Source organism: Coprococcus intestinihominis, from assembly GCF_040096555.1.
In the GTDB taxonomy this organism is placed as follows: domain Bacteria; phylum Bacillota; class Clostridia; order Lachnospirales; family Lachnospiraceae; genus Coprococcus_A; species Coprococcus_A intestinihominis.
The window spans coordinates 1-22,793 of the sequence record NZ_JBBMEK010000005.1; the positions used below are offsets into that span (position 1 = coordinate 1).

At 43.9% G+C, this 22,793-nt stretch carries 26 protein-coding genes; all 26 read right to left on the reverse strand.

Annotation, left to right across the window (positions count from 1 at the left end):
* Positions 1-257: 257 nt before the first annotated feature.
* Entirely contained in the window at positions 258-719 is a 462-nt protein-coding gene (locus tag WMO25_RS00795) for a VanZ family protein (RefSeq protein WP_349083375.1), read from the reverse strand.
* A 265-nt stretch (positions 720-984) separates the two neighbouring features.
* Positions 985-2,460 carry a stage IV sporulation protein A gene (spoIVA, locus tag WMO25_RS00800; RefSeq protein WP_349083377.1) on the reverse strand — a complete coding sequence of 492 codons (1,476 nt, stop codon included), beginning with the start codon at positions 2,458-2,460 and terminating at the stop codon, positions 985-987.
* 147 nt (positions 2,461-2,607) lie between these two features.
* Positions 2,608-3,114: a hypothetical protein gene (locus WMO25_RS00805; protein WP_250797131.1), complete on the reverse strand. Its 507-nt coding sequence runs from the start codon at positions 3,112-3,114 to the stop codon at positions 2,608-2,610.
* Between the two features lie 24 nt (positions 3,115-3,138).
* The gene (locus WMO25_RS00810; RefSeq protein ID WP_349083379.1) at positions 3,139-3,798 is read right to left on the reverse strand and encodes a hypothetical protein; all 660 of its coding nucleotides are present in this window, start codon (positions 3,796-3,798) and stop codon (positions 3,139-3,141) included.
* A 339-nt stretch (positions 3,799-4,137) separates the two neighbouring features.
* Positions 4,138-4,758, reverse strand: a complete 621-nt coding sequence (gene plsY / locus WMO25_RS00815) for a glycerol-3-phosphate 1-O-acyltransferase PlsY (RefSeq protein WP_215689417.1) — start codon at positions 4,756-4,758, stop codon at positions 4,138-4,140.
* A gap of 2 nt (positions 4,759-4,760) precedes the next feature.
* Positions 4,761-6,086: a ribosome biogenesis GTPase Der gene (der, locus tag WMO25_RS00820; protein ID WP_349083382.1), complete on the reverse strand. Its 1,326-nt coding sequence runs from the start codon at positions 6,084-6,086 to the stop codon at positions 4,761-4,763.
* A complete protein-coding gene (locus tag WMO25_RS00825) occupies positions 6,079-7,413 on the reverse strand; it encodes a DUF512 domain-containing protein (protein WP_349083385.1) in 1,335 nt (444 codons plus the stop codon). Before WMO25_RS00825 ends, der begins: the two co-directional genes overlap by 8 nt.
* A gap of 19 nt (positions 7,414-7,432) precedes the next feature.
* Complete coding sequence (pgeF, locus tag WMO25_RS00830) at positions 7,433-8,284, reverse strand: peptidoglycan editing factor PgeF (protein WP_117528747.1); 852 nt, start codon at positions 8,282-8,284, stop codon at positions 7,433-7,435.
* Positions 8,278-8,643 (reverse strand): YraN family protein, encoded by a 366-nt coding sequence (locus WMO25_RS00835; RefSeq protein WP_015514063.1) that lies wholly within the window; start codon positions 8,641-8,643, stop codon positions 8,278-8,280. The genes pgeF and WMO25_RS00835 overlap by 7 nt, the downstream gene beginning before the upstream one ends.
* A 13-nt stretch (positions 8,644-8,656) precedes the next feature.
* On the reverse strand, positions 8,657-9,418 hold the full coding sequence (rnhB, locus tag WMO25_RS00840) for a ribonuclease HII (RefSeq protein WP_349083388.1): 762 nt from the start codon (positions 9,416-9,418) through the stop codon (positions 8,657-8,659).
* A gap of 6 nt (positions 9,419-9,424) precedes the next feature.
* Complete coding sequence (ylqF, locus tag WMO25_RS00845) at positions 9,425-10,282, reverse strand: ribosome biogenesis GTPase YlqF (RefSeq protein WP_015514062.1); 858 nt, start codon at positions 10,280-10,282, stop codon at positions 9,425-9,427.
* Positions 10,283-10,327: 45 nt separating this feature from the next.
* A complete protein-coding gene (lepB, locus tag WMO25_RS00850) occupies positions 10,328-10,909 on the reverse strand; it encodes a signal peptidase I (RefSeq protein WP_253059672.1) in 582 nt (193 codons plus the stop codon).
* Between the two features lie 75 nt (positions 10,910-10,984).
* On the reverse strand, positions 10,985-11,332 hold the full coding sequence (rplS, locus tag WMO25_RS00855; protein WP_349083392.1) for a 50S ribosomal protein L19: 348 nt from the start codon (positions 11,330-11,332) through the stop codon (positions 10,985-10,987).
* A 217-nt stretch (positions 11,333-11,549) separates the two neighbouring features.
* Positions 11,550-12,305, reverse strand: coding sequence for a tRNA (guanosine(37)-N1)-methyltransferase TrmD (gene trmD, locus WMO25_RS00860; RefSeq protein WP_349083394.1), 756 nt, complete (start codon positions 12,303-12,305; stop codon positions 11,550-11,552).
* A gap of 12 nt (positions 12,306-12,317) precedes the next feature.
* A complete protein-coding gene (gene rimM / locus WMO25_RS00865; RefSeq protein WP_349083397.1) occupies positions 12,318-12,827 on the reverse strand; it encodes a ribosome maturation factor RimM in 510 nt (169 codons plus the stop codon).
* A 154-nt stretch (positions 12,828-12,981) separates the two neighbouring features.
* Positions 12,982-13,212, reverse strand: coding sequence for a KH domain-containing protein (locus tag WMO25_RS00870; RefSeq protein WP_015514057.1), 231 nt, complete (start codon positions 13,210-13,212; stop codon positions 12,982-12,984).
* A 25-nt stretch (positions 13,213-13,237) separates the two neighbouring features.
* On the reverse strand, positions 13,238-13,483 hold the full coding sequence (gene rpsP / locus WMO25_RS00875; RefSeq protein ID WP_015514056.1) for a 30S ribosomal protein S16: 246 nt from the start codon (positions 13,481-13,483) through the stop codon (positions 13,238-13,240).
* Between the two features lie 26 nt (positions 13,484-13,509).
* On the reverse strand, positions 13,510-14,853 hold the full coding sequence (gene ffh / locus WMO25_RS00880) for a signal recognition particle protein (protein WP_227081453.1): 1,344 nt from the start codon (positions 14,851-14,853) through the stop codon (positions 13,510-13,512).
* A 16-nt stretch (positions 14,854-14,869) separates the two neighbouring features.
* Positions 14,870-15,229 carry a YlxM family DNA-binding protein gene (gene ylxM, locus WMO25_RS00885; protein WP_015514054.1) on the reverse strand — a complete coding sequence of 120 codons (360 nt, stop codon included), beginning with the start codon at positions 15,227-15,229 and terminating at the stop codon, positions 14,870-14,872.
* A gap of 108 nt (positions 15,230-15,337) precedes the next feature.
* Positions 15,338-16,042: a response regulator transcription factor gene (locus tag WMO25_RS00890; RefSeq protein ID WP_349083402.1), complete on the reverse strand. Its 705-nt coding sequence runs from the start codon at positions 16,040-16,042 to the stop codon at positions 15,338-15,340.
* 51 nt (positions 16,043-16,093) lie between these two features.
* The gene (locus tag WMO25_RS00895; protein WP_349083405.1) at positions 16,094-17,080 is read right to left on the reverse strand and encodes a hypothetical protein; all 987 of its coding nucleotides are present in this window, start codon (positions 17,078-17,080) and stop codon (positions 16,094-16,096) included.
* A gap of 12 nt (positions 17,081-17,092) precedes the next feature.
* On the reverse strand, positions 17,093-18,685 hold the full coding sequence (locus tag WMO25_RS00900; RefSeq protein WP_349083407.1) for an MBOAT family O-acyltransferase: 1,593 nt from the start codon (positions 18,683-18,685) through the stop codon (positions 17,093-17,095).
* 2 nt (positions 18,686-18,687) lie between these two features.
* Complete coding sequence (locus WMO25_RS00905; RefSeq protein WP_015514050.1) at positions 18,688-18,921, reverse strand: acyl carrier protein; 234 nt, start codon at positions 18,919-18,921, stop codon at positions 18,688-18,690.
* Positions 18,922-18,981: 60 nt separating this feature from the next.
* Positions 18,982-20,169, reverse strand: coding sequence for a diaminopimelate decarboxylase family protein (locus tag WMO25_RS00910; RefSeq protein WP_349083409.1), 1,188 nt, complete (start codon positions 20,167-20,169; stop codon positions 18,982-18,984).
* Positions 20,166-21,695, reverse strand: coding sequence for an amino acid adenylation domain-containing protein (locus tag WMO25_RS00915; protein WP_349083411.1), 1,530 nt, complete (start codon positions 21,693-21,695; stop codon positions 20,166-20,168). Before WMO25_RS00915 ends, WMO25_RS00910 begins: the two co-directional genes overlap by 4 nt.
* A gap of 153 nt (positions 21,696-21,848) precedes the next feature.
* Complete coding sequence (gene ftsY, locus WMO25_RS00920) at positions 21,849-22,787, reverse strand: signal recognition particle-docking protein FtsY (protein ID WP_349083414.1); 939 nt, start codon at positions 22,785-22,787, stop codon at positions 21,849-21,851.
* Positions 22,788-22,793 lie beyond the last annotated feature (6 nt).

Consider the following 22,793-nt stretch of genomic DNA (forward strand, 5'->3'; position numbering starts at 1 on the left):
GGTTTATGCCTTTTTTATTGGCTGAAATATTGAATTTTCAAGGTTCAACACACCGTATCGGTGTGGGAAGTTTTAGTTATTAAGTTTTAAGTCCTTTTGATTGCCTGTATCTAGTACATCGATAACACCTTCTATTAAGCGTTTCTTTTAGCAATCCCTTCGCTTGCATCCATTTTCCTGTCAGTCTTATCCCGACAGATTTACTACCGCTCATTTTAACATAAAAACGGCGGCAAAAAAAGCCCGCCGTGCAAATCTCACGATTTTTTGCACCGGCGGACAATAGCCTGCACCAGAAAGGCCAGTAAAGTTCCCGTCACCACTCCGGCAAAATCAATCCATACATCTGTCACCTGAGAAGATCGTCCCAGTGAAAAAAGCTGGATTGTCTCATCTGTAAGAGCTGTCATCAAACCGGTCAGCAGGGGCCACCCGAGAAACCGCAGCGGCCGCGTGGTATAACCCTTCACCACCAAAAACAGCAGCACGCCTTCAATGGCAAACTCCGTGAAATGGGCTGTCTTGCGGACGATAAACTCCGTAAGGGCCGCCCCTTCACTGCCAAAAATACGTCTAAGCAATGCCAGCACCGCACCGCTCTTTAACGTGGAAGCATCCGCATTGTCCATGGAATTGCTGAAAATGAAGGCAACCCAGAGGATGAGAAGGAGAGCTGTGATGATTCTGTAAGTTGTTTTGTGATTTTGATTCGTATGCATTGTTTTAGTTTCCTTTTTTAGTATCTATATTTATTTTCATTTTGTACAACAGCCTGCTGCACAAATTCTCTCTTTGAATATATTTCAGCAACTTTTTCTATGAATTTGTCGCTTCTCTCTATTATACCATCTATCTCTCATTCAGCAATACGCAAAAAATGCCGAAAACCACCTGCCTTTCTGCGATTTTCGACATTATTGACTTTGATCTTAATTATCTGCACAGCCTTACAGCCATCCACAGACCAAACAGCTCGGCAATCTGTTATATAATAATAAAAATCACACTGCCATTGCCGTCGTTGACAATCTTCTGAATGGCCTCCTGCATCTTAACCTGACTATTCTCCGACATCCGGGTAACCTTCGTCTGGATGCCTTCCTCCACCAGCTGTCCCACAGTTTTGCCGAAAATCAATGTATCCCAGATGGCTTTCGGATCCTGTTCCTGACTATTGTTCATGGAGGTGATCAATTCTTCTGCCTGGGCCTGATCACCCACAATCGGCGCGATCTCCGTCTCAATTCCGGCTTTGATCATGTGAATCGAAGGTGCCTTTGCCTTAATCTTAAAACCATAACGGTTGCCATGTTTAATGAGCACCGGAGGCTCCAGAAGCACCTCCGCTTTCTCCGGTGCCACCACGCCGTATCCTTTGGCTCTGGCAGATTCCACCGCCTGTGATACCGCTGAATATGCTGTCTGATTTTCCGACAATTGGCGAAGAATCCTGTAAAAAGCGTAGTCTCCCTTCACCGGCATTCCCATCCACTCTGACAGCAGCTCGTAATAATATTTCTGATCGATCTCCAGATGAAAGATGACTTTCCCGTCGCTCATACTCACCGTTTCAATAAAGCATTTCTTTATGTATGGGCAGGTCAGCTTCTCCTGCATCGGACGCACATCCTTCAGATGGCGAACATTCATCAGATATTCTCTGGCTGTATCTGCCACTGCCGTCTTGACTTCCCCCTCCTCCGGCAAAAGATCAAACCATTTCGGTGTATAAAAATCAATCTGGGATACCGGAAACTCCAAAAGCATCGTTGCCATAATATTCTGGATATCTTCCTGCTTCAGCTGATCGCAGTTAAACGGAAGACATTTGATATCGTATTTTTCTTCCTTCCTGCGGCACAATTCCTGGGTTTCCATGGCATAAGGCCGGGTTGTATTCACTACCACAATAAATGGCTTGCCAATTTGTTTCAGCTCACCTACAGCCATCTCCTCTGCCGCCGCAAAACTTTCCCCGGCAATCTCACCAAAACTGCCGTCCGTTGTAATCACAAGCCCGATAGTAGAATGATCCCGGATTACTTTCTGAGTGCCGATATGCGCTGCCTTTGTAAAAGGAATCGGATCCTCATACCACGGCGTCTTAACCATCCGGTCCTTATCATCCTCCATATGTCCCGACGCCCCATCCACCATAAAGCCAACACAGTCAATCAGTCGTATCTTAACCTGGATATCATCGGAAATATGAACCGAAACCGCTTCTTTCGGAATAAACTTCGGTTCCGTCGTCATAATCGTCCGCCCTGCCGCACTCTGAGGCAGTTCATCTCTGGCCTGTTCCCGTTCATGAACATTATCAATTCCCGGCAGCACCATCAGATCCATAAAACGTTTGATAAAAGTGGATTTTCCTGTACGTACAGGCCCTACAACGCCAATATAGATCTCGCCGCCCGTTCGCATCTGAATATCTCTATATACACGCAATTCATCCATAAAAATACCCCTTCCATAAGTATATTACAATCATTCCATATACTATATGAAAGAGGTATGACTCTTAGACGTATGAATTATCTCTATCAGAGAATACTTTCTCTCCTGAGCAGCAGACAATTTAAGGAACATATTCTTCTATAAATTCTAATGTTTAAAAGCTTCCGTCCCTATATCATCTGGTGTTGTCAAATTGACAGGCAGTCTATCGCCTTCATGCAGATACAGTTTATATTTTACACCACTTCGCTGAACAATCTTATAAGCATTCTCCCCGATCGGCTCAACCCTTGCAATTTCACGCCACATATCGAAATGTGTGATATCCGAAACACCGTTTGTATAGATTTTCTCCGGCAAAAACATCAGTACCACCCAAAGAATCGGCAGGCACAACAGACACCACTGCAAAATTCGTTCTAATCCACTGTCCGCTATCTTATCCGCGCTAAACCAAAGGCCAAAACCTGTATAAACGACAACCAAAACAACAGTCGGCACAATCAGCCATGGCTTCTTAAAATGCCACTGAGCCTTGAAAAGAAATGTCCCCTTTGACTTCGAAGGCAGAAGATACATCACAAACCTTACCAGAAAATACACTGACATCACCAAAATAAACGGCATCGTTCCCGAAACCAGAAAATCTCTCATAAACTGCCTCCTTTCAAACACCAATCATGACTGCGAATCGGTCATCAACTTACGTTGATATTCCTTTGTACACACTTTTTCTTCTTGTTCTACATTCTTATCATAATAATATTTCATTTCTTCTAATGAATATTGACGTTTACTTGAATATCTATTTCTTCCTTTCGGACTAATATAATAACAACTGCATTCCCATTTAGGTTCTATAACAGGATGCAATGTACTTTCCTCAATTAATTTTCTTTCCCATTTAGAATATAATTTATATGTAACTTTATTCATTTTTGCCTCAGAAATTCCTGCATATAAAGGTAATTTATCCAATTGCTCATTATAATGTGGTAGTAATTCCTCATTTTTCTTTACGTTATCCATAATCTCTTTAGAAACAAGCATTAGTTTTCTAACTTTTTCTTCAAATAATTTATCATAATTAAATTTGTCAAACTGAGCTTTAGATTTTACGTTTTTTGAAAATATGTAAATTCTCTCTATATCACAAAAATGAAACGAATCGTTCAATTCTATCAAAGCCTTATACCGCAAACTAGTATTCTTTACTATTTGCATTGCCCTATAGTTTCTTTTTTGATCTAAAAATCCTACCATATTCTTAATAAAGACAATTAATATTATACAAAAAATAACACCGAAAATAATTTGTATACTTTTGTCTTCAAACATGACTTTTCAATACTCCCTTTTCTTTTTATTATAATAAAAAATTCCAGGCGCTACAACCAGCTAAACACATTTTATTTTCAATAGATACTTCCGACACTTTCTCCAATCAGCTGTGTTCTCCATCAGAGAAATAGAAAAATTGTGAAACTCTCAGTCTCCAAAAAAAATCCGTGTTCAACGCATTCATAAGCAGGTGGTTTCTAATGCGGCCGGTACTTAGGTCCTGTTCTTTAGGACCTTATGTACTGCTGCCAGCATTAGGCAGTGCAAACGTGCCTGCTTTGAATCGTTGAACACGGATTCTTTCGATAAACGTGAAGTTTCGCAATTCGTACTCTATTACCGTTTCTTTTTCTCAAATTTATTCTCTGTCCCATTCATCAGCCGCTTAATATTCGCCCGATGCCGCCACCAGGCCAGTGCCGTGAATATCAGACTGAGTCCAAACACCACCCACTGTCCAGGATAAAAGATCAGCATAAGAATCGGGAACAGTGCCGTAATGGTCAAAGAACCCACGGAGACATATCGTGTTGTAAAGAATACAACCGCAAATACAATCGCAGCGATCAGGGCGATGCGCACATCCAGTGCGAACATAAAGCCACCGGTTGCCGCAATGCCTTTGCCGCCCTTAAAATGCATATAAAAGGGATAATTGTGCCCGATAACAACGCCAAGAGCTGTAACGGTCTCCAGAATCTTCGTCACATCACCAAGTCCCGGGAACAGCAGATATCTCACAATCCAAACGGCAAATACTGCCTTCAGGGCATCCCCAAGAAAGACAATATAGCCGGCCGGCTTGCCCAGGGTTCGAAGGGTATTGGTTGTTCCGGCATTGCCGCTGCCGTAATTGCGGACATCAATTCCCTTGAATAATTTGCCATAGAAATAGCCTGTCTGAAAACATCCGAAAATATAACCCAGTACCAGACAGATAATGACTTTAATTGCCATTTTTAACCCTTATCCTTTCTTTCACGATAGATAAAGTGAAGCGGCGTACCGCGGAATCCGAAGGTTTCACGAATCTGATTCTCGATATAACGGGTATAAGAGAAATGTGTCAGTTCTTTATCGTTGATAAAGATGACAAATGTCGGCGGCTTGACAGATACCTGTGTAATATAGTAAAGACGCAGACGTCTGCCCTTATCTGATGGCGGCTGTTTCATGGCAACAGCCTCACTGAGTATCTCATTGAGAACACCTGTACCTACACGCATTGCATGATTCTCAATAACCGCATCGATGGTATCAAAAAGCTTCGGCAGTCTCTGACCTGTCTCTGCCGAGATAAACAGCATCTCTGCATATGGCATAAATGCCAGCTTCTCTCTGACATCCTTGGTAAACTTGTTCATGGTCTTGTCATCTTTCTCGATGGCATCCCACTTGTTCACTGCAATGATCATACCCTTGCCGCGCTCATGGGCAATACCTGCGATCTTGGCATCCTGTTCTGTCACACCTTCCTTGGCATCAATCATCAGAACCACCACATTGGCACGCTCCACCGCCGAAACCGTACGGATAATACTATAACGTTCAATATCCTCCTTGATCTTGCTCTTACGGCGCAAACCTGCTGTATCGATGAAAACATATTCCTTGCCGTTGTGCTTGATCACCGTATCGATGGCATCACGTGTTGTACCGGCAATATTGCTGACAATAACACGATTCTCACCTGTCAGTTTGTTGATCAGGGATGACTTGCCTACGTTCGGCTTACCCACAATGGCAACATGCGGACGTTCATCTTCCTCTTCTTCTGCTGTACCCGGTTTAAAATGCTTGATGACTTCGTCCAGCATATCACCCAGTCCAAGCTTGGAATTGCCGCTAATCGGCATCGGATCTCCCAGTCCTAAATTATAGAATTCATAGACATCCGCCATCATGGTCTTAAAATTATCCACCTTGTTGACAACGAGAACAACCGGCTTGCCTGAACGACGGATCATATTGGCAACCTGAAAATCCGCATCTACAACCCCCTGACGCACATCCGTCAGAAAGATGATCACATCCGCTGTCTCAATGGCGATCTCAGCCTGCTCACGCATGCTCTTCAAGATCAGATCATTGGTAGATGGTTCAATACCACCTGTATCAATCATTGTAAACTGTGTATTCAGCCAGTTTACATCTGCATAAATTCGGTCTCTTGTTACTCCCGGCGTATCCTTGACAATAGAAATCTGCTGTCCTGCCAGGGCATTGAATAAAGTTGATTTACCTACATTCGGCCTACCTATAATAGCCACAATTGGTTTACTCATCTATCTCACCTCTTCCCAGAATTTTATCTACCAGGTCCTGTCCGTTTGATTGTACAATCGAAATCGGAATTTGTAAAGTATTTTCAAGTTCAGGAATCGTTATATCATCCAAAAGTATCTGCACATCCTCACCACTTCGAAGAATATTGACCGGAAGCAGCAGCGTCTCACCGAGATCTTTGCCCTGAAGCTGTTCCTTCAGATCTGTTCCTGTCATCAGCCCTGAAACCGTTATCTGTTCTCCAAAAAAATGATTCACAATTTCATAGACATCTACAGTCACATTAGGGAACTTCTCACAAAGCTCTTCTGCCAGTTTTCGAATGGTTCCCACAGCAGAATGTCCTGTTGCAATCGTCACATGGCGCTTTTTGCCGTCTGTAACAGCTTCTTTCAGTCCCTCATGAAACTCCTCCGTCAGAAGCCGGATCATACCAACGCCATTTTCCAGCTGAAGATAACCGTCATAGCGTTCTTCCTCCGGCATCTCATATCCCGCCAGAAGATACCATTCATCCGAAGCATGGATAAAGTGTGTACCATACTCCTCATACAGCTTCTTCTGCCATTTCTCAATGCAGGCAATAACTTCTCTGGCGTCCTCCCTGTTAAAAGGTTCCAACGGATAAAGACCCTCTCTGTGGTCAGAAAGGCCTACCGGTACCACAGAAACGCTCTCAATGTTCGGGATAAAGCCGGACAGGTCACGAATACTTCTCTCCAGTTCTTCACCATCGTTGACGTTCTTGCAGAGAACGATCTGACCATTCATGATAATACCGCCCTCATAAAGTTTCTGAAGCTGCTCCATGATCTTGCCCGCAAAACGGTTGTGCAGCATCATACACCGCAGTTCCGGATTGGTTGTATGCACTGAAACATTGATGGGTTCCAGCTTGTATCGAATGATACGCTCCAACGCCTCGTCCTTCATGTTCGTCATAGTAATATAATTGCCCTGAAGGAAGGAAAGTCTGGAATCATCATCCTTGAAATACATCGTCTCACGCATGCCCTTCGGAAGCTGATCGATAAAGCAGAAAATACAGTTATTGCTGCAAGAGCGATAATCGTCCATCAGACTGGACTCGAATACGATACCGATATCTTCATCGTAATCCTTCTCAATCTCCAGCACTTCTTCCGTTCCATCAGCCGTGCGGATCAACATTTCAATATATTCATCATTGACCAGATAATGATAGTCAAACACATCCTCGATATCCTGGCCATTGATAGCAAGGACTGTATCACCGGGCTGCAGCTCCATTTCCTCTGCAATACTACCGGGAACAATTGACTGGATCACATGTAAATGTTTCTTCATAATTCTTCTACTCCGTTTTCTAAACAGACGTATCGATCAGGGACAGAAACGCAGATAAACCGCCTCTTTGCCCATTTGTCTTTCGATGGGACCACAAAAGGTCCGGATGACAAGCTGTGCAGAGATCTGTCACAGACAAATGTTCAGGAAGAATGCCTGCATCTGTCAGTACATACCAATTGGCTTTCCACAAATCCAGCTGATACTTGCCATTGCCTTTATCAAGCAAAATATCTGCTGCCTCATCGGCTGTAAAATTGGCTCTGAAAGCCTCCGCCACATCATCGCTGACCTCATAACAGCTCTGGCAGATAGAAGGGCCAATGGCTGCAACGATATCCTTCGGCTCGGAGCCATAAACCTCATGCATCTTCTCAACAGTCTTCTGTCCGATATGACCAACTGTTCCCTTCCAGCCTGAATGAGACAGACCGATGGCTTTTCTAACCGGATCAACGAAATAAAGGGGCACACAATCCGCATATGATGTCACAAGAACAATTCCCGGAACATTGGTGATCATGCCGTCCACATCACTGTAATCCTGCGGTCTCAAAATGCCTTTGCCCCTGTCCTCCTCTGTGATGACACGGACATTGGTTGTATGCGTCTGATCAGACAAAACCATATCCTCCACACGCATATTCAGAGCAGCAGCCATTCTGCGATAATTCTCCAACACGGCATCCGGATCATCTCCGCGCTTGAAATTCAGATTCATCGACGAAAAAATACCGGTACTCACACCGCCTTTTCTCGTTGAAAAACCATGCTTCACAATGCCTGTGGCAGACAAATTCTTAAACTGTATATACGGCACGTGATTTTTCTCTTTTAATTCTGTTGTTCCGCTTCCTGTCACTGCTACCATCCTTTCGCTCCCTGATACTCAAATGCATTCTTATATAAAATCGGCCGTTCCTTCAAAAAAGCAACTACATCAAACCGGCAAAGCTGTTCCTCACTCACCTTATGCTTCAGCAAATATTGATCTGCAGCCAGACTGATCTGTCGCTGCTTCTTCCCATCAACTGCTTCAGAGGGTGACTGAACCCTGTCAGACTGTCTGTATTTGACTTCCACAAAAACAAGATAGTCACCATCCATGGCAATCAGGTCAATCTCTGCATGACGGCATCGGTAATTCGTTTCCAAAATCCGATAGCCACAGGATATCAGGTAATCTGCAGCCTCCTGCTCATAATAATGGCCTTTCTCGACATGGTTCATACACCGTCCCCCACTAAATGAAATTGGATATAAAACTTCTTCTGTGAATCGGCGTTGGTCCAAATGTCTTTAGTGCCGCCACATGCTCCGCTGTTCCATATCCTTTATTCTTTGCAAAATCATACTCAGGAAACAGTTTGTCATACTCACGCATCATACGATCCCTTGTCACCTTTGCAATGATACTGGCCGCTGCAATAGAAAGGCTCTTGGCATCACCCTTGATAATCGGCACCTGTCTGCCCTCAATGCCCGGAATGGTCACCGCATCATTTAGGAATACTTCCGGCTTCGGTGCCAACTGACTCACAGCCTCCCGCATGGCCACATAATCTGCCTGAAGAATATTAATCTCATCAATCGTCTCCGGTGACGCAATGCCTACACCCACACTGACAGCCTTCTCCATAATCTCATCGTACAATTCTTCCCGCTTCTTCTCTGAAAGCTTCTTAGAATCATTGACATAAAGAATCGGACAGTTTATATCCAAAATAACAGCCGCTGCAACAACAGGACCGGCTAAAGGCCCCCGTCCGGCTTCATCAATACCGCAGATAACACCGCATTCTCCATACTGTCTTTCATAAGAAAGCATCTTCTGCACACGATCAAGTTCTTTGTTGTACGCATCCAATTTTTTCTGTGCCCTTTCCAGAATCTTGCCGACACCAATTCGACCATCTTCTCGGTAAGTTGTCATCAATTCCGGCAGTTTTTCTATTGATGCATTCTTGAACTTATCTCTGATTATCTCAATCTTTTCCTGAACCAATTTCTATCATTCCTCTTCTGACTGAGGCGGCTGTTCCAGTGTCACCTTTCCAAGTCTGAGACTTCTGAAATCATCAATCAACATGGAAGCTGCCTTGTCGATATTCGGCTCTCCGCCTTTCATCAAACAACATTTGGCAATAGCAATATCCGCCAGTACCTTCACACTGTCGTCACTCTCTTCAATACCATAACGAGAAGCCATCGTTCCCGGATAATTCTTACTCATATAATCTGCCAGCTTCATGGCAAGTTCTGTAATATTAAGGATATCATCCTTGATCGATCCGGAAATAGCAAGCTTCTGTCCTACTGCCTGATCTTCGAACTTCGGCCACAAAATTCCCGGCGTATCCAAAAGTTCAACATTCTTGTTCAGCTTGATCCACTGTTTGCCCTTTGTTACACCCGGTTTGTTGCCGGTCTTTGTGCAGGCTTTGCCCGCATAGCTGTTGATAAACGTGGACTTTCCTACATTCGGAATACCCACGATCATCGCTCTGATCGGGCGATTCTTAATGCCTCGTCTGCGGTCACGTTCAATCTTCTCTTTGCACGCCTCATTAACAACACCGGTAACAGCTTTCATACCGGCACCGGTACGTGCGTTGATCTGAAGTACAAAAAATCCTTTTGCCTTGAAATAGCTCTCCCAAAGCTTTGTGTACTTCGGATCGGCCATATCTGATTTATTCAGAAGGATCAGCCTTGCCTTCCCCTTCGCCAGATCATCAATATCAGGATTCTTGCTGGCCAGAGGCAGTCTTGCATCCACCAGTTCAATCACAATATCAATAAGCTTAATATCTTCCTGCATCATACGACGTGCTTTCGTCATATGTCCCGGATACCACTGTATATTCATAAATTCTCCTGTTCTTAACTGTTCAATTTCAATAATGTCCTGTGTTTAATGTACCAGACCAAGGCGTGACAGTGGTGAACGAATCAGCCATACCTTTCCGAGAATCTGATCCGAATCAATAGTTCCTATACTGTCTAATCGGCTGTCATCCCGGTTATTATTATAATCATCACATAAAACAAAATACTCATTGTCCCCAAGGGTCTCACCCTTCTCGGCGACACCGGCATTCTCTATGGCCGCATCATTAAATGTCAGTTCCAGTTCAGTGTCATCAATATACACCTTGCCGTCTTTGATCTGTACAGTCTCCCCCGGAAGACCGATAATTCTCCGCACATAGGTCGGACTGTTCTCGGATGCACCGATTCTGACAGCAACAACATCCATCCGCTTCGGTGAACCTATCTTATTAGAGAGCTTATTCAGCAATACAACATCCTCATTCTGCAGTGTCGGGTTCATCGACTGATCAATGATCACTGTCTTAATACCAAAACCACGCACCGCAAAAACACCAAGTGCAATAACTATCAGCAGCCCAAGAAGCCAGATACCGACATGGATCAATGTCTTCTTAATCTTCTCTGCACGCTTTTGCTTCTTTGATAATGGAACTTTTCTCATTTACCGCCCTCACTAAAGAAAATGGGACAAGTACATATGTATTTGTCCCAATTATCTTACTTCTGTGTTTACTGATTATTTAACCAATTCTTTAACTTTAGCTTTCTTACCAACTCTGTCTCTTAAGTAGAACAGTTTCGCACGTCTTACTTTACCATGTCTTGTAACTTCAATCTTCTCAACGATTGGGGAATGAAGCGGCCATGTCTTCTCAACGCCGATACCGTTAGAGCTCTTTCTAACTGTAAATGTCTCACGGTTGCTGCCGTTCTGTCTCTTAATAACAGTTCCTTCGAAAACCTGTGTTCTTTCTCTGTTGCCTTCTTTTACTTTAGCATATACTTTAACTGTATCGCCAACAGAAAATGGTGTAATATCAGATTTTAACTGAGCTTCTTCAATGCTTTTAATAATATCGTTCATAATGAACCTCCTTATAATATCCAGATGTTCTTAATGCATTCTCCTGCAGCAGAGGACCATCCATTTCTTACAATTACCGCCGGTGCCAAATATCACTCGTACATCAGCTAAAGAGCAACTGCAGTGATACGCTTACGCACCAGCGCATTACATTTTATCATAGGATTCACTGAAATGCAAGTCATTTTGACGATTTTCTTTGATTCCTTCAAAATTTTCACAATGTATCCTCAGGATTTTCCAACTCTGACAGATATTCTCTATCCTTCTTCGTCAAAGCCTCCTGTACTTTCTCCTGTTCCAGCAATTCCGGCCTTCTCTCAAAGGTCCGCTTCAAAGACTGCTGTCTGCGCCACTTCTCAATATTGCCATGATGCCCGGACAAAAGGACTTCCGGTACCTGCTTGTCATGCCAGATCTCCGGCCTTGTATACTGGGGATATTCCAGAAGACCATCCTGGAAAGAGTCATACTCCGCAGATTCACTGTTGTTGAGTACCCCCGGTACCAGTCGGGCAATGGTATCGATCATCACCATGGCCGGCAGTTCGCCACCGGTCAGAACATAATCGCCAATAGAAAGATGGTCTGTGACAATCTCATCCAGCACACGCTCATCAATGCCCTCATAATGACCGCAAAGAAAAATCAGAGATTCTTCCTTTGACAATTCTTCAGCAATTTCCTGGCTGAAAACTCTGCCCTGAGGCGTCATATAGATCACACGGGGCTTTTTATCCATCTTGCCGACGATATCCTGATAGCAGGCATAAATCGGCTCCGGCTGCATCACCATACCTGCGCCTCCGCCATAAGGATAATCATCCACATGTTTATGCTTATCCAGAGAATAATCACGGATATTCACTGTATGCAGGCCGATGGTTCCTTTTCTGACGGCACGGCCGATCACACTGTCCGAAAGTCCCTGCATAATCATATCCGGAAATAATGTCATTACATGAAAATCCATACTTCTCTCCTATCAGTCAACAAGTCCAGGCATGATATGAGCTGTTACCTGCTGCCTCTCAAGATCCACATCCAGGATGCATTCATCAATGACCGGCAGCAGTACTTCTTTGCCATTTGGGCATTTCACCGCATACACATCATTGGCCCCTGTCTGAATCACATCTGTCAGAATGCCAAAATCTTCACCTTCATCTGTCACAACCTTCAGTCCGATCAGATCGCAGATGAAATATTCATTCTCTTCCAACTTTACTGCCTGATCTCTGGTAACAAGAAGATCCTTGCCCTTATACTGCATCACTTCATCAATGGATGCTATCTCTTTGAACTTTAAAATGACCATCTGTTTGAAGAACTTGACACTTTCTATATGAAGCTCCTTATATTCTCTGCCTGTATCGAGGATACAGGTCTTCAGCTTCTTAAAACGCTGTACATCATCTGTTGTAGGAAATACCTTGGCTTCTCCTCTCACACCGTGAGAAGACGAAATAACACCTACGCGCAAATATTTTTCCATCGTTTTCCTTCCTTATATATATAAAACCGGGAAATTCCCAAAAATTATTCCATGTGATATCTCAATTAAATCTAAATCATCTATGACACAAAAAGCCGCCGCATATTCCGAAAGGCCAAAACCTTTCCAGAACAACCGCGACAGCTCCCAGTTTCTACTGCAATATTTCTACAATGACTTTCTTATCATCCTTAGACGCTGCAGATTTGACAACGGTACGGATTGCTTTCGCGATACGTCCCTGCTTGCCAATAACCTTTCCCATATCATCAGGAGCCACTTTAAGCTCTAAGACGATAGACTTGTCAGTTACAGTTTCTGTAACGACAACTTCTTCCGGGTGATCTACGAGTGAAGTAGCAATAACTTCTACTAATTCTTTCATTACAGATTCCCCCACTGTAAATCAATTATTTAATGATGCCAGCGTTCTTGAAAAGTCTGCTAACGATTTCTGTTGGCTGAGCGCCTGTAGATAACCATTTCTGAGCGAGCTCTTCGTTAACCTTTACATCACTTGGTTCAACGTTTGGATTGTAGTAACCGATCTCTTCGATGAATTTACCATCTCTTGGGGATCTGGAATCTGCTACGATGATTCTATAAAAAGGAGCCTTCTTCTGACCCATTCTTCTTAATCTGATTTTAACTGCCATGTTCTTTCACCTCCTGAAAAAATTAATTATATACTAAAAGGAAATTTGAATTTTCCTCTTTTGCCTGCCTTAGGTAAGCTTCCACCAAACTGCTTCATCATCTTCTTCATCTGTTCAAGCATCTTGGCCAACTTGTTCACTTCACTGAGATCCACGCCTGCACCCTGTGCAATCCGCTTCTTGCGGCTCGGATTGATCAAATCCGGATTCGCACGTTCCTGCGGTGTCATGGAAAGAATAATTGCTTCAATCCGGCTGAACTGACTGTCATCAACCTCAACATTCTTCAGCTGACTGCCTACACCCGGAAGCATGGAAAGCATATCTGCAATGCCGCCCATATTCTTCACCTGATTCAGTGATTCCAACAGATCATCATAACCAAATGTCGCCTTCTTGATCTTCTGATTCAGCTCTCTGGCCTTATCCTCATCAATCTGGCTCTGAGCCTTGTCGATCAATGTCAGGATATCACCCATACCAAGGATTCTTGATGCCATACGATCCGGATAGAACTGCTCAAGATCAGAGAGTTTCTCACCCATACCAACATACAGAATCGGCTTGCCTGTCACTGCTCGGATGGATAATGCCGCACCGCCTCGGGTATCGCCGTCCATCTTCGTCAGAATCACACCATCCAGCTCAATCTGTTCATTAAAGGACTTCGCAACATTGACTGCGTCCTGACCTGTCATGGCATCCACAACAAATATTGTCTGGTCTACCTTGATAGCCTTCTGAATATTCGCCAACTCTTCCATCATGGTCTCATCCACATGAAGTCGACCAGCTGTATCGAGAATCACCACATTCAAATCATTGTTCTTCGCATGCTCAATGGCTGCCTTCGCAATATCAACGGGATTCTGATGATCTCCCATGGAGAAAACAGGTACACCCTGCTTCTCACCATTCACCTGCAGCTGTTTGATGGCTGCCGGTCTGTATACATCACAGGCTACCAGCAGAGGCTTGCGTCCCTTTGCTTTCAGCTTGCCTGCAATCTTCGCAGAAGTGGTCGTCTTACCTGCACCCTGTAGACCAGCCATCATAATGACTGTCAGTTCGTTGCTATTGTTCAGCTTAATCTCTGTAGTCTCACTGCCCATGAGAGCAACCATCTCTTCATTGACAATCTTAATGACCATCTGCCCGGGTGTCAGACTGTTCATCACATCCTGACCAACTGCCCGCTCTGTCACGGAGTTAATAAATTGCTTAACAACCTTAAAGTTAACATCCGCTTCAAGAAGCGCCATTTTAACTTCCTTCAGTGACGCTTTCACATCTGCTTCTGTTAAACGGCCTTTGCTTCTTAAGTTTTTAAATACATTCTGCAATTTGTCCGATAAACTTTCAAATGCCATAGCTTCGCCTCCGGTTCTACAATTCTTCTACGATTGTATTGGACAGCATCTCAATCCTGTTAATACATTCTATCATCCTCTGATGATCCTCCTGATGCTCAAGAATCTCGTTCGCATAATGATTGATCTCTGCGACGCGTTCCTTCGTATGAATAAATTTCGCAACAAGATGAAGCTTCGCTTCATATCCCTGAAGCTGTTTCCTGCAGCGTCTGACAATGTCATACACGCCCTGCCTGCTGATCTCACGGTCTTCCGCGATTTCACTCAGGGACAGATCATTCAAAACAAAATCCTCATAGATCAGCTTCTGATGTTCTGTCAACAGTTCTCCATAAAAATCATAAAGCAACGCTTCTTCAATAAATTTCTCCATAAAACAGCACCACCTGTAAAGTATTTTTACTTTACAGGTGGTATTGTATCGCAGATACCCTCTATTTGTCAACAGTTTTTTTTGAAAATTAATGCAATTCTTCTATGATTAATCATCACTGTCGATTTTGTATCCGAATCCGCGGACGGTTTTGATATACTTCGGGTTGGCCGGGTCATCCTCAATCTTAGCACGGATATTGGAAATATGAACCATCATTGTCCGGTCATCATTTTCATAATATCTGCCATTGATGCATTCACACAACTGTGTTTTTGTAAAAACCCGTTTCGGAGAACGCATGAGTTTCGCAAGGATTTTCAACTCCGCTGATGTCAGAGAAAGCACATTGCCGTTTTTTCTCAACACAAAAGCCTCCGTATCCAACACCAGTTCCCCTACGCGCAATACCATCGTTTCTCCGGGTATTCTGCCGCCGCATCCAAGTTCATAGTAGCGCCTTAGCATAGCCTGCACCTCTGCTATAACCTCCAGAGGATTGTACGGCTTTATCACACAGGCATCTGCCCCAAGATTCAATCCCAGAATACGATTGGCATCATTCTCTTTATCTGCGATCAAGATGATCGGCAGATTACTGTTCAGGCGGATCACTCTGATCAATTCATATATGTTGAGGCTTTTCATCATCATATCGATCAGAATCAAATTCGTCTTCTGATGCCCGAAACAGACATTGAACATCTCCTCATTTTCTGCAATATCAACCGTAAACCCATTGCTGTTCAAATGCAGCATAAGCAATTCCTTTGTTTCTCTGTCATCCGTCACAAGTAATATATTATGCCCCATAATGTGTAGTTCCTTTCACAGTCCTATCCAGCAAACAGCCTGCCCCTTCTGTTATTTCTTGCCATGAGATATCTCATATGCTGTTCCATCAGCAATTTGCTGATCATATCTTCCCAATGCATCATTCCATCGACTGTATGCCGTCTCCTGACGGTGATCCGTCAGTGTATTTTTACTGTGGAAGAAAGCGCCCAGCCAGTCACTGACCTGCACGGCGCCTGTATGATTCAAATGGTCGCCTTTATCACGGGTATCCTTCTTCCAGTCTATCTTCGCCTGATCCGGCATCAGATTCAGATCATAATATTCCAGTCCATATTGATCAGCCAAGGCCTGTATGCCATTGTGTTTGGCATAATTCCAGTTCTTAATGCTCGGTGTGCTGACCAATATCAGCTCAACATTATTTTTCCTGCACAATTTGATCATCTGCTCAACATAATATTGGTTGATGGCCGAGATCTTTGCTTTCTGATCTGTCTGCTTCATATAGTCTTTCAAAGCCGCAGGTGCCACTTTGTTCTCATACCGGTAACCCTTGTAGTCATTGGTCCATGTATAGTTGACGGATCCAGTAAAATCATTGAGCGTCAGACTCTTCCAGCGATCATGATACCTGAAAATCTGAAAATACTTTTCCAGCTGGGACTTAAGAACCTTTTCATAGGCAGTCTTCCGATACAGGGCATTCGTCTCAAGAATGACATACTTCGGGGACTGCTTTTTCAGAGCCTTGGCCAGAAAACGCTCTGTATCATAAAGATGCTGGCCGCCGGTTCCGCAGACATAACCTGCATAGCCGTATTGACGCCAGATCTCCATCGGTGTGATCGAACTGTAGGTCTCGCTGTCTCCCACTACCAGATAATCCATCGTGTTGTCCGGTTCCCCAAGAATACCATTACTCTGTACCGCTTCCATTCCTGCCGATTTCTGATTATCCTTCGGCACAAACACCTTGGACAAAAGCATCAGAATGACCATAAAGATCACACAGAACAGGATAAAACGCAAAGCTGTCTTTAAATATCTCTTCATCTGCTGTCCCTCCTAAAATCCTGCATAAATCGGATCAACCGGTGTATAATTCATACCATACGCACCAAATATAATACAGAATAAAATAAGTCCGTAGACAACAGCCCATCGAACAACAACCTTTTTCTCTGCCAGTTTCTGACGAATGCAGATTCCTCTTTCGTTGGCAATGCTGATCACCAACACAATCAATACCGAAACCGCAACAATCAGGAAATCATACTTGTCCATACCAAGATTCAGCAGCGTACCGTCTGTAAAGGATCTGAAGTTGAAATCTGTGAACATCTTTTTCAGCATGCGCATGGCAATCCTGAGACTGCCGGCTCTGAATATCAGCTCACCAATACATACAAGCAATGCGGTTCTTACGATTCTGAAACACTTATAGCCACCTTCTTCGCGGCGAATATGCAGCTTCTCAAGGAGCTTCTTGGTATAAGGTTCAACCGCATTGGCAGAAGCGATCAGTACAAAGTGATACATGCCGAAACAAATGTAATGCCATCCAGCACCATGCCATAATCCATTGAACAGCCAAACAACAAAAAGTGCAATAGAACCGGCAATCAATGGTCCGAAATGATTACCGATTTTCTTCCTTGCCTTTGATGTAAGACGTTTCATAGGCTTTGACATAGAAATCGGGTAGAAAATATAATCTCTGAACCATGTACCCAATGTAATGTGCCAGCGTGTCCAGAATTCCGAAATACTCTTTGAAAAAAACGGACGTTTAAAATTCTCCGGAAGAACGATACCAAAGAGTTCCGCACTTCCGATAACCACATCCATGGTTCCCGAAAATTCCATATAAAGCTGACAGGTATAAGCAATAGCAGCCACAACCATCATGCCGCCGTCATAATCCGCATAACCGGAATACAGTGTCTTGATCATAATGTTCAATCGGTCTGCAATGACCATTTTCTTCATGACACCATACAAAATACGTTCAGCACCAAAGACAAGATTCTGAACACTGCTTCTTCTGCCTTCCCATAAGCTTACCGCATCATCATTATATCTGCAGATCGGTCCCTCCATCATGGACGGAAAGAAAGCCATATAAAGTGCCAGCCGTCCGATATTCTTATCCGGCTTCAGCGTTTCCCTGTAAACATCCAGAATATAGGACATCGCCTGCATGGTGTAAAAGGAAATACCGATCGGCATCACCATTTTAGGGATCTTCCATGTCCAGTCAACCCCTGCCAATGCCAGCAACGAATTCAAATTCTGACCGAAAAAGGCCGTGTACTTCAGCACAAGCAGCGTTCCTATATGTATGCAGACAGCCAGGAAAATAACCCATCTCTGACGACGTATATATTCAGCTTTCACAGCCTTTCTTTCAGGGCGCTCTGTTTCGGCAAGAATCCGATTACGTTCTTCCTGAAGGCTTGACAGCCACAACCCAAAATGATGGATTGAAAATGTGGAAATAAGCAAAAACAAAATCAATTTGCCGCTGATACTCCAGAAGAACAGGTAACTTGCCAGAAGCAATACCACCGGACGCAGTTTCTTAGGGACAATATTATATAAAAATACAACTGCCGGAAGAAATACCAACAGATATAACGGTGCAACGTAGGACGTCATTCCTAGCCCTCTTCCTGAAGTCTTTCAACCATTGCCGCAATTGCATCCACTGAATTAAAATTGGATGGAATAATCTCAACTGTAGGAATTGTTACATCAAATTCATCTTCCAGTTCAGCCACCAATGATAAAACATCCAAAGATGTCAGAATATGGTCATCAATTAATGTCTGACATGTCTCATAATCTGCCTCCGGCTGGATATCCTCTAAAATCTCAATAATCTGTTCTTTCATCATTCATAATCTCCTTCCATAATGTATGCAGCATGCGCTGCATAATTTCAATCTGCTTGTCTATTCATGATAATTCGGTGTATTCAGTAAATCGGTGTCAATGCTGTCCCGCAGCACATGGATTTCCCCATCCTCTTTTCTCAAAAGAATCTTCGGAAGATCTCTGCTCAGAAACAACGCAATGCCTTCTGTTGTTGAATAGGCCCCTGTATTTTCAAAGACAATGACATCTCCCACCGTCAGATTTCTGACCGGCATCTGCTTCACCAGTATATCATTCACTGTGCACAGAGAACCAAATAGATTCCAGTCCATGGTTTCACCTTCCTGTTTCTCAGGCAGCACATGACAATACGGATGTTTCATTGCCATAGACTGTCCATAATATACCAGCTGATGAATACCGCCATCCACAATGGCATAATTCTGCTTCTTGTTCACCTTGGCATCCACAACAGAAGTCATATAGGTTCCGCAGGATGCAGCTATACTTCTGCCAAGTTCAAAGGTCAGTTTCACCTGACTGGTCATCTCACTCAGCATTTCCGAAAACTCTGCCAAAAATGAAACTTCATCAAAATCATCGCCCTGGAAATAGAATACAGGAAGTCCCGGTCCGAATTCAAGTTCTTTCACCCGGAAACCTTCCTCCGTCTCCAGTCTCTGAATAAAGGCATCCACATATGTCAGCTCCCGTCTGAGCTTTTTGACAGAAGTCTTCTGAGTTCCTGAAAAAAACTGGATTCCTTCCACTTCCACCCATTCATTCGAACGGCTCATGCGGATCGTCTGAATCAACACGTTCTCATCCATGCCGAACTGATTGCCGCTTGTCAATCTGAGCAGCAGTCTGATCTTCATCGTATATCGCTCGGCAAGCCCGGCCAGCAACAAATACTGTTCCATGGATTCCGCCGTAAAAATACCGATATCTACACCGTCCCTGAAAAGAGCCTCCATAACTGCCGGCGTCTTATATACACCGGATAAAACCACCTGGCGCATCGGGATCTGCAGACGACGGCAGATTGCCAATTCCCCTGGAGAACACACTTCAAAGCGTTCTACCTGTCCGCATAATTCCTTAATAATAAATGTATTCGCTTTCACTGCATAACACAATGAAACCTCCTCAGGCAGATGACTTTTCAGAAAAGCAACCCGCTTCTTCAATATCGCCATATCAAAAATATGCATCGGTGTCTGATAGGTCTGGGCCAATGCCATCATCTGTTCATCTGTCATCATGCTCTTGCCCCCTTTGCATGTTTCTCCATCAATGCTTTTCTGTCCGTCTTGCCATTCTTGGTAAGCGGCATCTGCTCCACCTTTCTCAAAGCCCCCGGCACCATGAACGGCGGCAAACTGCTACTCATCCGGTGATGCAGTTCCTTTTTCTCGATTTCGCCCACATAAAAGCCATACAATTTCGACTTCTTCTCATCAAAAATACAGCAGGCTCTGCTGATGCCCTCAATGTCCTCCATGGCGCGCTCAATCTCTTCAAGTTCGATCCGGTGTCCCATATACTTAATCTGATAATCCTTCCTGCCGCCAAAAAGGATTTCTCCATATTCATTATACCGCCCCAGATCTCCGGTTCTGTAAATCAGTTCCGGGTAACAATGATTCAGCGGATTCTGTACAAAATGCTCCGCTGTCTGCTCCGGCATCCGATAATAGCCAAGGGCCAGCGCTGTACCGCGCACACAGATCTCACCTGCCTTGTCCGGTTCTGTTATCTCATGATCCTGTTCATCCAGCAAAAAGACATGCTCATTCGGAAATGCCTTTCCGACAGGGACGCCCTCTGAATAATCACGGTTCCTGTCAATTCTGTGGTATGTACAGTTACATGTGATCTCCGTCGGACCATATAAATTAATAAAATCTGCTTCCGGCAGATGATCCATCCAGGCTTTCAGATGCTTCGGCGGCATCACTTCACCGCTGAACAATACTTTTCGAACTTTTGCAGGCACTTTATAATCCAATCCATGAAAAATACTGATCAGACAAAGCGCCGATACTGCCCAGATCATCACCGTCACTTCATGGTCACAGAGATAATCCAACAGCGGTGCCGGTTGTGAAAACAGCTGCTTCGGCACAATGACAAGGGTTGCACCTGTCTTCAGTGAAGAATAAATATCTTTCACAGAAACATCAAAATCAAAAGGTGCCTGATTAGCAATCCGATCTTCTGATGTAATGCCAAATAATTCCGTAAAAATATCAATAAAATCCAGAACACTCCGATGACTGACAACCACACCCTTAGGCTGCCCCGTAGAGCCTGAAGTAAAATTAGCATACAGCGGTGCTGTGTCTATGGAACGCTTTCTGCGCTCACTTAATAATGTCTGATTCTCATCGGTTTCCATCAGTTCTTCCATGCAAAGGATTCGATGCTCAGGCACAATCTGCAAAGCCATCTCCCGATGTTCCCTGTCCGTGACAATATACGCAGCCTGAAGAACTTGCTGTACCTGCTCTAACCTGCCGATTGGCAGCTCCGGATTCATCAACACATAAAAACAGCCGGCTTGAATAATCCCAAGAAAAGCAGCCAATGTATCGGCCCCCTTTTCTGCAAGAACAGCGACTGGCTGTTCCGATCTGCAGTATGCCGCAATCCCACTGCCGATCTTCCTGGAATACGCTAATAATTCTTTATATGTATAAGTACAGATACCATCCGTTACGGCCGATTTCTCCGGGAAGCGTTCCGCACTTTGCTCCAAATATTCTAAAACATTTCGCATTCTGCTCATTGCTGTAACTATCAGCTCCTTTCCTGCCCTTATATCCTATATAATAACACTTCAGCCAGCCTTAATGAATTCTAAAGATTTCTTGATGAAAGTCTGACATTTTTCTGAAGCTAAAAAGGCGTACAGCTTATAGACTGCACGCCCGTCTTTATCTTAATTTTCTTCTGCCGGTGTGAAGAGAGCGTCAACAAAGGCGTCTGTGTCGAATTTCTGGAGATCTTCGATTTTTTCGCCGATTCCGATATATTTCACCGGCACACCAAGTTCTGCCTGAATGGCAATGGCAATGCCGCCCTTTGCAGTACCGTCCAGTTTTGTCAGCACAATACCTGTAATATCTGCTGTTTCCTTAAACTGTTTTGCCTGAACAAGGGCATTCTGACCGGTTGTACCATCCAGCACGATCAGATTCTCACGATAAGCTTCCGGATATTCCCGTTCGATAATACGGTTGATTTTCTTCAGCTCTTCCATCAGATTCTTCTTATTATGAAGACGGCCTGCTGTATCGCACAGAAGAATGTCCACTTTTCTGGCTTTTGCTGCCGCAATGGCATCATAAATAACCGATGCAGGATCAGAACCCTCCTGGCCGGCAATGATATCAACACCTGCTCTATGGGCCCATTCTGTCAGCTGTTCAATGGCCGCTGCTCTGAATGTATCTGCTGCAGCAAGAACAACTTTCTTGCCTGCCTTTTTGTACTGTCCCGCAAGTTTGCCGATGGTTGTTGTCTTGCCGACGCCATTGACACCGATGACCAGTACCACGGATGTCTGATGCTCAAACCGATAAGCTTCCTCATCGACACGCATCTGCTCTTTGATCGTATCTGCCAGCAGCTGCTTGCATGCCTGTGGTTCCTTGATATGCTGTTCCTTAACCTTCCGCTTCAATTCCTCAATAATATTCTCCGTTGTATGAATACCCAGATCTGCCATAACAAGCACTTCTTCCAATTCTTCATAAAAATCTTCATCAATATTGGAAAATCCGGAAAAGATCGCATCAAAGCCGGACATGATATTATTTCTTGTTTTTGTCAGGCCCTCCACAAGACGTGAAAAAAAGCCTTTCTTTTCTTCAGACATAAATTA